This window comes from Oribacterium sp. C9 (assembly GCF_002007235.1).
GTDB lineage: Bacteria > Bacillota > Clostridia > Lachnospirales > Lachnospiraceae > Oribacterium.
This window is the reverse complement of record NZ_MUHW01000004.1, coordinates 26,969-39,985: the sequence shown is the minus strand read 5'-3', so window position 1 is coordinate 39,985 and position 13,017 is coordinate 26,969. Positions and strand designations below refer to the sequence as shown.

10 protein-coding genes, 1 pseudogene and 1 other annotated feature are annotated in these 13,017 nt (G+C 44.2%); of the genes and pseudogenes, 1 reads left to right on the top strand and 10 read right to left on the bottom strand.

What is annotated here, in order from left to right:
* Positions 1-43 precede the first annotated feature (43 nt).
* Complete coding sequence (locus tag BXO88_RS03695) at positions 44-460, top strand: response regulator (RefSeq protein WP_078036419.1); 417 nt, start codon at positions 44-46, stop codon at positions 458-460.
* Positions 461-624: 164 nt separating this feature from the next.
* On the opposite strand, the gene pheT is transcribed toward BXO88_RS03695, so the two are convergent.
* From pheT to hisF, 10 genes and pseudogenes are all read right to left on the bottom strand, one after another.
* Positions 625-3,063 (bottom strand): phenylalanine--tRNA ligase subunit beta, encoded by a 2,439-nt coding sequence (gene pheT / locus BXO88_RS03690; RefSeq protein WP_078036418.1) that lies wholly within the window; start codon positions 3,061-3,063, stop codon positions 625-627.
* A gap of 127 nt (positions 3,064-3,190) precedes the next feature.
* Positions 3,191-4,141: pseudogene (gene pheS, locus BXO88_RS03685) on the bottom strand (phenylalanine--tRNA ligase subunit alpha); the annotation flags it as partial.
* 275 nt (positions 4,142-4,416) lie between these two features.
* Positions 4,417-4,649 (bottom strand) — a binding site (T-box leader).
* A 238-nt stretch (positions 4,650-4,887) separates the two neighbouring features.
* Positions 4,888-7,269, bottom strand: coding sequence for a response regulator transcription factor (locus BXO88_RS03680; RefSeq protein ID WP_078036416.1), 2,382 nt, complete (start codon positions 7,267-7,269; stop codon positions 4,888-4,890).
* Between the two features lie 159 nt (positions 7,270-7,428).
* Positions 7,429-8,226, bottom strand: a complete 798-nt coding sequence (locus BXO88_RS03675) for a hypothetical protein (protein ID WP_078036415.1) — start codon at positions 8,224-8,226, stop codon at positions 7,429-7,431.
* A gap of 158 nt (positions 8,227-8,384) precedes the next feature.
* Entirely contained in the window at positions 8,385-9,335 is a 951-nt protein-coding gene (locus tag BXO88_RS03670) for a PHP domain-containing protein (RefSeq protein ID WP_078036414.1), read from the bottom strand.
* 90 nt (positions 9,336-9,425) lie between these two features.
* On the bottom strand, positions 9,426-10,274 hold the full coding sequence (locus tag BXO88_RS03665; RefSeq protein WP_078036413.1) for a spermidine synthase: 849 nt from the start codon (positions 10,272-10,274) through the stop codon (positions 9,426-9,428).
* A gap of 13 nt (positions 10,275-10,287) precedes the next feature.
* Positions 10,288-11,100 carry a mechanosensitive ion channel family protein gene (locus tag BXO88_RS03660; protein WP_078036412.1) on the bottom strand — a complete coding sequence of 271 codons (813 nt, stop codon included), beginning with the start codon at positions 11,098-11,100 and terminating at the stop codon, positions 10,288-10,290.
* Positions 11,101-11,234: 134 nt separating this feature from the next.
* Positions 11,235-11,765, bottom strand: coding sequence for an NUDIX hydrolase (locus tag BXO88_RS03655; protein WP_078036549.1), 531 nt, complete (start codon positions 11,763-11,765; stop codon positions 11,235-11,237).
* 97 nt (positions 11,766-11,862) lie between these two features.
* Entirely contained in the window at positions 11,863-12,243 is a 381-nt protein-coding gene (gene hisI, locus BXO88_RS03650; RefSeq protein WP_078036411.1) for a phosphoribosyl-AMP cyclohydrolase, read from the bottom strand.
* 14 nt (positions 12,244-12,257) lie between these two features.
* The gene (hisF, locus tag BXO88_RS03645) at positions 12,258-13,016 is read right to left on the bottom strand and encodes an imidazole glycerol phosphate synthase subunit HisF (protein WP_078036410.1); all 759 of its coding nucleotides are present in this window, start codon (positions 13,014-13,016) and stop codon (positions 12,258-12,260) included.
* Position 13,017: the final 1 nt, after the last annotated feature.

The following is a 13,017-nucleotide window of genomic DNA, read 5'->3' as shown; positions in this document are numbered from 1 at the left end:
AATATAAACTATTAAAACTTATTTATTTTATTAAGGGGCTATTATGGCAACAGACGATCGTAAATTAGTATTATTAGTAGATGATGACATCATGTATCTTAAGATGCTTCATGGTGCACTGATGCAGCATTATCGTATCGCTATGGCGAAAAACGGTGATCAGGCACTGGCATATCTCAAAAAGAATAAACCTGATCTTGTTTTGCTTGATTACATGATGCCGGTTAAATCAGGTCGTGAGGTTTTCTATAACATGCATGATGACCCTGAGCTTTGTGATATCCCGGTCATCTTCCTGACAGGTGCCAACGATGCTGAGAGTGTCATGGAAGTCCTTAAGTTAGGTCCTGCAGGATATGTACTTAAATCCACAACTCTTATAAAGATAGCAGAGACTGTCAATGCTTTCTTCAAAAAGCAGGCACAGAATACAGCTTCTGAATCAGCGACACAGGACTGAACATTATATATTATGATTTGAGAGGTCCGAAAGAATCAAATTAAATCAGGCAGTGTTACTTTTTATGGTAACACTGCCTTTTTACGTTAAACATCCCACACAGCTTTCGGCATGTGAGATGTTTTATTTTTATTGTTTTTTATATTCCCTAAACTTATGCGGAATCAGCTTCTGAGTGAAACACCCATTCTCTCGAGACCGTTAAGGATCTTCTTAACAACTCCGTTGATCTCATCATCTGTAAGTGTGTGATCCTGTGCACGAAGTGTAACCTTGTATGCCATTGACTTGTAACCGGCAAGAACCTGAGCACCGATATAAACGTCGAAGAGCTCAACATTCTCACAGAGCTTACCTGTTCTCTGAATTAGAACGTCCTCGATCTGACCTGCTGTAACATCAAGTGGTACAAGCATAGAGAAGTCTCTGGTCACAGACGGGAACTTCGCAAGCGGTGTGTACTTGGTATCGTCGTTAACAAGAGGATAAACCTCAGGCATATCGAGAACTGCAACATAAGCCTTCTCACCGATAGAATAGTTCTCAAGAACTGTAGGATGGATCTCTCCGAGGAATCCGATCAACTTTCCATCATAAATGATATTAGCGCGGCGTCCCGGGTGAAGGAATGGCTTGGTGCAGCCTGCTGCATCATACTTGAAACGTCCGAGGATTCCGAGCTGGTTAAGGATATCCTCAACGTCACCCTTCATGGTGAAGAAATCTCCCTCGCCGATGAAACCGAGTGTCAGAGTCATACGCTCGTCAGGAAGCTCAGTGAGTGGTAATGCCTTCGGAATATAAACATTGGCCATCTCATAAAGCTTTGCAGACTTGTTTCTGCGGTTATAGTTTGTTGAAAGCGAAGTGAGCATTCCGTTAAGGCTGGAGGTTCTCATAACCGAGAAGTCCTCGCCGAGAGGATTGCTGATCTTGATCTGCTGCTTCTCTACTGCATCCTCAGGGAAAAGAAGCTTGTCGTAAACCTTTGGAGACTCGAAGCTGTACATGAAAGCCTGTGAGTAGCCAAGAGCCTGAGCATAATGTCTCACTCTCTCATTTACTGCAAGATCAGGAGCAAGTCTTCCTGCTACATCTGATCCACCCGGAAGTGTAGTAGGAACGTTCGCATAACCAAAGAATCTTGTGATCTCCTCAGCCACATCACACATACGGTGAATGTCCTGACGGAATGTAGGTGCTGTAACTGTAAGAGTATCTCCGTCAGCTCCGATCTCTGTGCTGAGCTCGATCCTCTCGAGGTACTCCTTCATTTCCCCAGCTGTAAGATTGAATCCGATAAGGTTGTTAATGTCTGAAGCCTTGCAGACAACAACTGACGGCTCACGCTTTACAGGATATACGTCGATCATGCCACCTACAACTTCACCTGCCTCAAGCTCCTCGATAAGTGCACATGCACGATTGATAGCTGACTCTGCGAGATTTGGATCCAGACCCTTCTCGAAGTAAGCGGAAGCATCTGTTCTGTCTCCAACCTTACGTGCACTGAGACGGATGTTTGTTCCGTCGAAGGTAGCAGCCTCGAAGACCATAGTCTTTACATCATCGGTGATCTTTGAGTTCTCACCGCCCATGATTCCGGCGAGACCGATGGCACCCTCTGCATCGCAGATAGTAAGGATAGTGTGGTCGAGCTTTCTCTCCTGCTGATCCAGAGTCTCGAAAACGTCACCGTCCTGTGCACGCTTTACGACGATCTTGTGACCTCTGATCTTATCGTAATCGTAGCTGTGCATAGGCTGACCATACTCAAGCATAACGTAGTTTGTGATATCAACGATGTTGTTGATAGGACGGATGCCTGCACTTGCAAGACGGATCTGCATCCACTTTGGTGATGGAGCTATCTTGATATTCTTTACCATTCTTGCTGTGTAACGTGGGCAAAGGTCTGTGTCAATGACTTCGACACTCAGGTAATCATGAACATCCTCGTTGTTTCCTGACTTCTCTTCCTTTGGCATGTGGAATGCCTTCTTAAATGTTGCGGCACCCTCTCTTGCGATACCGATAACACTGTAGCAGTCTACTCTGTTTGATGTGATCTCATACTCGTGGATAGCATCATTGAAACCGAGAAGTGTAGGTGCATCCTGTCCAACAGCGGTTCCCTCAGGGAAGATATAGAGACCCTCCTCAGGTGCTTCAGGATAGAACTCACGGCTTGAACCGAGCTCCTCTATTGAGCACATCATACCGTAAGACTCGATTCCTCTAAGCTTTCCTGCCTTTATAACTACTCCATCCTCAGGAAGCTCACCGCCGTCATGTCCTCCGGCTACCTTACCGCCGTCGAGAACTACAGGAACAACGTCTCCTACCTTCTGGTTCTGTGCTCCTGTTACGATCTGAACGAAATCATCCTGTCCTACGTCTACCTGACAGATCCAGAGGTGGTCTGAATCAGGGTGCTTCTCCATGGACTTGATCTGTCCCGTTACGATCTTATCAAGGTTCTTATTTAAAATGCTGCAGGTCTCTACCTTTGTACCTGTGAGAGTAACTGCATCTGTCCACTCCTTTGGTGTACAGTCAAGATCAGGAACATACTCCTTGATCCAATTCATAGATGTATTCATTTTGATTCTCCTCTATATATTCGAAATCTACTGTATCTGAATTCTGATGTTTTCTCATATCGGCTATGTGCTGTACTATGCTGCACTTAGCTCCGTATCACTCGAAAATGACGATAAAGCTCCTTTATCAGAACTGATTGAGGAAACGGGTGTCATTCTCATAGAGAAGACGCATGTCATCAATTTCATACTTGAGAAGAGCGATTCTCTCCAGACCTACACCGAATGCAAAGCCCTGATACTCGTTAGGATCGATTCCGCACATCTCGAGAACGTGTGGATGAACCATACCACAGCCGAGGATCTCGATCCAGCCCTCTCCCTTACAGAAACGGCAACCCTTTCCACCGCACTTGAAGCAGGATACATCAACCTCTGCTGAAGGCTCTGTGAACGGGAAGTGATGAGGACGAAGCTTTGTCTTTGTTTCAGGTCCGAAAAGCTCCTTTGCAAAGGTATCAAGTGTTCCCTTGAGATCTGCAAATGTAACATGCTTGTCGATCACGAGACCTTCAATCTGGTGGAAAGAAGGTGAGTGAGTAGCATCAACAGCATCTGAACGGAAAACACGGCCCGGACAGATCATTCGGATAGGAAGCTTACCCTGTTCCATGACTCTTGCCTGTACTGATGAAGTCTGAGTTCTGAGGAGGATATTCTCATTGATGTAGAAGGTATCCTGCTCGTCTCTTGCAGGATGTCCTGCAGGGATATTGAGCTTCTCGAAGTTATATTCGTCAAGCTCGACTTCAGGTCCTTCAACAACCTCATAGCCCATACCCACGAAGATCTTTTCAACCTCTTCAAGGGCCCTTGTGTTTGGATGAGCATGACCGTAAGCCATCTTCTTTGCAGGAAGCGTTACGTCGATGGTTTCTGAAGCCATCTTTGCTTCCTTTGCCTTCTCCTGAAGCTCTGTCATGTGCTTCTGAAGTTCCTCTTCAACCTCCTGGCGGATAGCATTGACCATCTGACCGAACTTAGGCTTTTCCTCTGCGCTCAGATCCTTCATAGACTTAAGAAGGGAAGTGATCTCACCCTTCTTACCAAGAAATTTTACTCGGATATCATTAAGTGAATTGATATCCTGTGCTTCACGGATACAATCCGAAGCAAGCTTCTTCAGCTCTTCCAACTTTGTGTTTTCCATGTTTTTCTCCTTATTATTACGGATATAATCCGATTTTCCTTCATGAAATCGGATTATTATAATGAGAAAATGCCATTTAGTGCGCTTCGCGCAGGCATTTTCGTTTGATTTCGGCTAAAGCCGAAACCAGCCTCGCCGGCTGGGGGGCATCCGATTTTCCTTCGGAAAATCGGATAATAAATAAAAGTCCCTGTGTCAAAAGACACAGGGACGAATTATCGCGGTACCACCCTAGTTCCTGATAACGCCAATACAGCACTTTATCAGACTCTCAATATGCTTAACGCGCATACACGTTCCGGACTACTACGACTTCACCCAGACAACTCCGGTGGGAAAATTCGTTTCAGATATCTCTCAGACCGCTCTCAGCGCCTCACGGTCATTCTCTTTAGAGAGATGGTTCCGAACTACTGAACACCATCAACATCTTTTAGTTTATTTGATTAAAACTTTGTTCATCATATTTCTTTCTCGCAAAAAAGTCAAGATAACTTTGGGTTATATTCCATATGCGATACTACTTATGGCTTGATCTTCATCTATGGTTTTACATCTTCTTCAGACACTTTTTTCTGTTTGTCTCCCAGCTTCAGCCATGTGCCGTTTTCTCTCAGAATCTCAACTCCGGTTTTCCACTTCATATCTGACTCCTTTTTATTTATTCGGAAATATCATACTGTACCTCTCATGTGTACGAGTCCAAGCTTGACCGCCTTCCTTTCTGCATCCCCACGTCCTTTAACACCCAGTTTTTTGTAAATGTTTCTGTTGTGCTTTTTCAGACCATCGTAACTTATACCGAGATTTGCACATATCTCATCCATGGACAGCCCGGCACAAAGCATTGAAAGCACCTGAGACTCACGATTGGAAAGAGACACTTTTTCCTTTGGAATATATTTTAGATAATCAGGGAAAAAGCCTGCGACCTTAACACACTCCTTATAGGCAGTATGAAAATAACTCTTATCTATGTCTCTCAAAGCACCATCCTCAGACAGTTTTATGAGAAGCGGAAGTAAGGCTATTCCCTCAAGAGAAACTACCCTTGTAAAATGATATTCACCTGCTCTTCTCAACGCATCAGTCAGATGATTTTTCCAATGCTCATCTCCCATACGATAAAGGACAATCGACTTAAGAATCTCATTTTCAATATAATAGAGCCTTCTTTCGTAAGACTCGAAATACCCTGTCAGAAATACAGAAAGGTCAAATGCTTCCTGAAGTCTGTTCACTGCAATAAGACATCTCAGCTTTATCATCTGCCTGTACCTGTCAAGAGTACAGAACATAACTCTGGCATCCGGAACGCTCTCGATATATCGTGTCAAATCACCATCTGTTCCTCCAAAAAGAGAAAGCTTGGTTCCGAAGGCATCTATATTCGGAAGAAGATGAAGTGCTCCCTCATTTCTTACCCTTTCACAAAAAGTGTCATAGACTCTTTTTGCTGAAGGAAGCTGTCCCTCCAAAAGATGCTGTCTAACCTGAATTCCCACAGAAACAAAACACATTTCGATTTTTCCGCCATGAGCAGCGTCTTCATAACCGTCATTGCATCTTGTAAGAACCTCATAGGGAGACATTGTACCTTTTTCAAATCCGCTTTCTGCAAGTGCGATAGTGATGAGACCGTTTCCGTAACTTCCGAATAAGGATGTCAGGGCGGATCCCATAAATTTTGCAATCTGGGTATCATTTTTTGACCACTCACAAAAATCCAGCGATCCATTCATGATTGATGGAAGATTGCCTGTCACGGTAAACTCCGGCAGAACGATCTCTCCCTGCTGAACAAGACCGAACACATTTTTCATGGTCCGCAGTATCCCCTTACTTCCCCTGTGAGGGAGGCAGATATCCAGATATGCAAGTCTTGTCTTCGCTTCACGTCGGAGTTCACGGCTGTTCTGCGGATTCTGATAGAACTTAAGAAGCTCGCCATACCACTCCTCTGACTTATCAGGACGTAATGTAAGATCATAAAGCATACTCATCCCTGCCATCAGCACAGGTGATCTTTTTATATTCTCTTCAGGAGTTTCGAGATAATACTCCCTTGTTTCCACGTAATGTCCCGTTCCGGGGTGCCTGTAGGCGTTGTGTATCAGAAGTTCCCTTATCCTATCGGTAGCTCCTGCCTTTTTGTAGTATTTAAGGGCGTTGGATATATCATCATGTAATTCGTAATAGTACGCCGCTTTTCCGTAGTTTGATCTTATATCCTCCGGAGACCAGGATATCTTCTGTTTCCACATAAAATAGCCTTTTGTTTCCGGTCTTATGCGATAATACCCCTCTGTTCCTATTATCAATTGATTGGTTATCTTCTTTGAGTATTCAATTACAGATAAGATATTTCTGTTTCCGGTAAGATACTCTGCCATCTCAACAGTAAATTCATCATATTGACAGACGTTCAATGCAAACTGAACAAATTCGTCGGACCACTGTTCGTAGACCTGACCATCCCAGATATGATATATATCCTGCAGAACGGCATTCCTTATTTCATCAGAATATCTGTAACCGCCCTCCATTCTCATGGCATAGCAATGCACAGCCCGCGGATATCCTCTTGAGGTTCTCGTGATCGGTTCAACATCTTCCGGACACAGTTCCTGCCCTCTCTCACTGAAATACTGTATTATTTCCTTTTCGGTAAAAGCAAAATCCCTCTCCTGTATCCGTACAAAGTCCAGGTCCATCTCCTCAGCCGCAAGATACTTAGGCACACCACCCCTTGTCAGAATAATGACATGAATCCCCTTTTCTCTCAAAAGCTTCCTGACAAAACGTATGGATTCTTCCTCTGATATCCAGTGTAGATCCTCTATGATGACAACACTTCCTTTGAAGGAATCAAGTTTTTCCGTATCCTTGATCCTTCCATCGGCACATCTGAGAATAAGCGGATTTTTCCTGCGGTAGAAATACTCCGCAGCCGCAGTCTTTCCCCAGCCTGTTGCAGCAGTCATGATGACCGGTGAGAAAAACTCCTCCGCTTTTTTCAGCTTTTCATATACCTTTGGAACCTTTATATAGCCCATAAGGCGCGTCCTCCCATCAAATCATTTCATGATAATATTTTAATGCAAACTATGCCCATAAAGAAGCAGCATCCGAGCTTTTTCATCACTCGAATGCCACTTCCATAAACATCTTTATTTAGCTTTGAAAATCACTGAACACATCAGCAAAAACAGATATTACTTAGCAACAGCCTGATAAAGTGCATCTGCCTCTTCCTCTGAAAGACGTGCTGCTCCGTAGATATTTCCATCTGAATCAACGATATAAAGGTCATCGCCATTCTCAACGTATCCGATCTTTGTCTGTCCTACAGTAACAAGAAGATACTCTGTACCATCATCCAGATTAGCCTTTTCAACACTGTACTCTGCAACTGCTTCATCACTACCGTCATTGATGTAAGCAACATCACCGGCAGCACCCTCATAGAAAGCGATCATAAAATCGCTGCCGTTACCGTCGGTGGCATAAAATCCATCAACATACTTAACATCAGAATTGGCATCAGCTACTGTCTCAGCCTCTGAATCCTTAACAGTCATTCCATCAACAACATTGCCAAGACCTTCGATGATCTTTACCATAGCGTCATTGATGTCCTGGAAATCCTTGCTGTTTGTGAAATCAGCCTCGCTTAATTCACCCATCTCGCTGATAATATCCTTAGCCTGAGTCAGAAGAGCCTCAATGTTATCGTCCTGTTCGATCTTGTCATTTAAATAAAGATCCTCAACCTTACCATAAACATCAGTCAGGATCTTATAATTGTCCTGAAGGTCCTCAAATGTAAGTGATCCTGCTTCTGAAGCTGCAGCTGTTGTTTCAGCCGCTGTGGTCTGTGCAGCTGTTGTTTCAGCTGCTGTAGTCTGAGCTGCTGTTGTTGCCTCCGGAGCAGTAGATGAACCGCCGCATCCTGAAAGCATAAAGCTACTGATTACACCTGCAAGCATCACAGTCAAAAAAGTTTTTTTCATAGTTACCTCCGATATGTTGTTTTCTGCCAGATCACCGGCAAATTGCTAACGCATACATTTATATCAAATTGTATACACAATCGGATAGTACCCCTGTGGCTACCTGCGCTGTTTTTTTCTGATAATGTGCCTTTTTTCCCTCATTGTATTCAGAAATGTCATTCAGGAATCTTTATTTTTTCCCAATACAGGCATCCCCCTTCAGAATCACGTGTATTCTTAGCCTGTCTGTAGATTCCGGCATCATACTTATCTCCCGGATTTCTCACAAGGATGTTCACATGTTCAAATCCGGCACTTTTTGCGCTTGCCAATGCCTCTTCAAAGCACCCATCCAGAAGCTCTTTCTGATGGGCATCAGATGAAATAAGGATCTCACCTCCGATTTCACAAAGGTACTTAAGCAGCTCCGGTCCCGGATATGCATCTTTCTTCCTGCCTCTGTTTACGGCACCGCAGTTCATCTCAAAGGGTATGCCGTACCTGACAAGCTTATCAAGGGCTTTTCTCGCCGGTCTCAGATAGTTCTCAGAGGTCTCGGAAAGAAAATGTCCACCGTCCTCCTTCGAGAGGTCATTGAATCTAGTGATGAGATCAAAGTGTCCTATAAAAGCAGGGCTCATTCGTTCACAGATAAGGGACTCGAACTCAAAATATCTCGCTGACATCTCATAGAAATCCCCATTGAAATATTTTTTACATTTATCATGAAGAACTTCGACACTTCCGTCCACTCCGCAGAGTCCTGAATCCGGATCTGTCTCAAGATGGGTTCCGTTCTCAACTGTTCTTTCCCAGACTTCACTTCCCGGTACAGGAATAAAATGAGTAGAACCGATGTAATATTCAACTCCCGGCACTGCTTTCGGATCGTAGGCATTATCAAGCTCAACGCCCCGAATGATGTCAAGCTTTCCCTTGTAACACTTCTGTAAACGTCTTATCTCTTTGTCATATTCCGAAAAATCCATTCTGACACCGGGATCGATGTGACCGCTGAATCCGAGATGAGTGAAGCCCTTTTTTATTGCTTCTTTAACTACATCCTCTGCAGTATCCGAACCATCACAGAAAGTGGTGTGTGTATGATAGTTTGCTTTTATTTCCATTCAGACCTCCAAAATTGAAGCTTTTATACATCCATAAAATTCTATGAATATGTGACTGATAACCCCCGCCTGATCCGGTCTTGGCTGATTTCACATCTCAAACGGCGAATCTGAAGCGAAAAACACGCAGTTTTGTGGTGCATATGGATTCAACTCATCATCGCATGGAAGAAGGAATGTGTAATTGAAGACCTCTGCGAAGACCTCCATATCCTTTTTCGGCTGCAGAGAGCCCGGTCCTTTAAGAGGGATCACCATATTTGCGGCATATATTCCATTTTCATTGAGACATGTCTTTATGAGCTCTGCAGATTTTTTCAGCAGTGAGCTGGACTTATGTCCCACGAAGGCATCATTTATGATGACATCATATTTCAAAGAGTCTTTTTCCGGTTTCGAGATCATACCGGACCCGTTCTTTGTATTTTGAGCTTCGGTATCTTTTTCTGAAGCTTCCATCTTGTTTTCACAGCTTCTGATCTTCAGCGCCAGATCAATGAGATAGGCATTACCATCTCCTACTATGATCCTGAGATGCTCTCCGGCCTTCTCCTCCAGCTCACTCAGTCCGAAATATCCCCTGGCAACATCGATAACTGTCTGGCTTATCTCTATTGCGTCGATATAACGGTTCGGAAACTTCTCCAGATAATACTTCGGATAAGCAAACCCACCGCCGCCTATGAGAAGAGTCCGCCTTATGTTCTTATTCAGCCTGAAAATCCAGTTAAAGCTCTCCATATAATCGAATGGAAGCTCCAACTCGCCATCTCTTTCAACAAGCTCCGCCGACTGCATGGAACCATCCACCAGAAGAAAACGCATGTATTCTTCGTCATAGTACCCTTCGCAGACCTCTATCTTCCCTGTCAGTGGGTCTTCTGTTGTATAAAGCGTCTTACGCTCGTCAATTATGTCGTCTATATCAAATTTATCCATCAAAAAATCCTTTTCACTGCTGTATCATCCTGACTGCAGGGGCGGAGATTCCCGCTTCCTTGAACTTCCTCGTGATCTCCTGCATCAGTTCATAGTAGACATCCCAGTAGTCGACGGTCTTCACCCATGCTCTCGCCGTAAAGATCATGGATTCATTGGTTCCTCCGTCTATGGACGCAAATGCCTTGTGGACGGGTGCATCCTTCAGTACTTTGGCATTAGCCTCCATGGCATCAAGCAGTATGCTTCGTACTCTGTCAATGTCTTCGCCCTTTCCTGTACTGAACTGAAGATCCACTCTTCTGAATTCCTCACAGGAAAAATTTGTAATGCTCTTATTCATAAGCTCCCCGTTTGGGATCATTATCTTTTTGTTGTCGTTGGTGAGTAGTGTGGTGTACATGATGCTGATAGCTTTGACATTGCCCTCAACTCCGTTTGCAAGGATATACTCACCAACATTGAAGGGTCTGAAAATGAGAAGCATGATGCCTCCGGCGATGTTTGAGAGAGCTCCCTGTAAAGAAAGTCCTATCGCCATACCCGCCGAAGCCAGCACCGTGATCACTGATGCCATGGGAACTCCCAGAACATTTATGATACTAAGTATCATGACGATGTCCAAAAGGATATTCACACCGCTGATCACAAAGGTGGCTACTGTTTTATCTGCTATGGAAATGGCATGCAGCTTCCTGACCATCTGCATGATGTACCTGATGGCGAAGCGCCCGATTATAAATATAAGCAGCGCCAGTAAAAGCTTACCACCCGCCTGAGTGCATAAACTTACGATCTCATCCATCATTTTTTCTATATTCAGCATAATCCTCCTCCCTGCCTGTTTTGTTCATACATTGCACATATAGTGTGCCCTGATACGTACACAACTTCGCAGTCTGCTCTTTCAACTCGCAAATCCTGGTACAGATCCTACCGCAGTTTCTTATTTCCATATCATCACTTTTCGATTCCAAGTGCCTGAAGCAGTCTCCGGTAATGCAGGAACTCGGACTTCCCATTCAATTCTTTAATTTCTTCGATAGTTGCAAATTTATGATCGATAGCTTCCGATTTCTGGATATTAACGTCCTTTTCTTCAAAAGGAAAAACAAAATGATAGATATCCACGAAATAATTGTCCCCTCTTTCGAGATCCTCATTCATGTAGGAGAAAACCGGAATTTTCTGCTCATCCGAACAGACTGAAATTTCAAGGTCTGTTTCTTCCTTTACTTCCCTCGCAACTGCTTCAAGAGAGCTCTCTCCCGCCATTGATGCTCCGCCAGGGATCTCCCACGCACCTGCTGCCCATTTCTTATCGAGAGCACGACGGGTTATAAGCATTTTACCATCAGACGGTCTCTCCAGAATAGCCAGAACATACATCATGAACTCTCCCTTCTTAAGGGGTGTCTTTCTGTCGGCTATGCGCCCCGTCTTCTGTCTGTTTTCATCATATATATCCATGTATTCAACTGTTTTACCCATTATTCCTCCTAAACCCGGATCATACCGGAAATACTTATATTTTAATAAAAGCCTGTCCATCATACAATGACGAACAGGCTTTATGTGCTGACTATTTTCAGATCTCATCTTTTACATTTCTCGCCGGCTTGTTCTCCTGCCAGTCTTTATAAAGTGAATCATCGAAACAGCTGTCGTTTCCTCTATGACACGCCGGACCATCCTTCACCACCTGAACGAGAATAGCATCCCTGTCGCAATCAGCCTCCATGGTGACGATATGCTGAAAATTGCCGCTGGTGGCACCCTTTAACCACAGCTCCTGTCTGGAACGTGACCAGAAGCAGGTACAGCCCTTTTCAAGAGTTATGCCCAGGGATTCACGATTCATATAAGCAAGAGTCAGAACTCTTTTCGTAACATAGTCCTGAACTATGCATGGCACCAGCCCCTTATCATCAAATTTAATTTTTTCGATATCAAAATTTTCGATAGCCATATGAATCTCCATTCTTAGATTCTAACAGGAATGTTTTCTTCCTTCAGTCTCTTCTTCAGGTCATCTATCTTCACCTCTCCAAAATGGAATATGGAAGCCGCAAGACCTGCCGAGATATCAGGGATCTCATTAAACAGATCAACAAAATCCTGAATGGATCCTGCTCCTCCTGAGGCGATGACAGGAACCTTCACCAGCTCATTGACAGCCTTCAGCATCTCCAGATCGAAGCCCTTCTTCACGCCGTCGGTGTCGATGGAATTGAGAACCACCTCTCCGGCTCCGCGCTCAACACCTTCCTTTACCCACTTAAGAGCATCCATTCCGGTATCCACACGTCCTCCGTTTAAAAAAACATGATAGACTCCATCAACTCTCTTCGCATCCACGGAAAGTACCACGCACTGATTACCGTATTTCTTTGCGGCTTCATCGATGAGGGAAGGATTCTTGATGGCACCTGAATTCACAGAAACCTTGTCGGCTCCGCACTTCAGCACCCTGTCGAAATCGTCAACAGTATTAATGCCTCCGCCTACAGTCAGTGGAATAAAGATCTGACTTGCCACCTCCGTAAGTATATCCGTGAAAAGCTTACGTCCTTCAAAGCTAGCCGTGATATCATAAAATACCAGCTCATCTGCTCCGCACTCACTGTAGAACTTTCCGAGCTCCACAGGACTGTTTACATCCCTGAGCCCCTCAAAATTCACACCCTTTACAACACGCCCGTCCCTTACATCAAGACATGGAATAATTCTCTTCGTAATCATG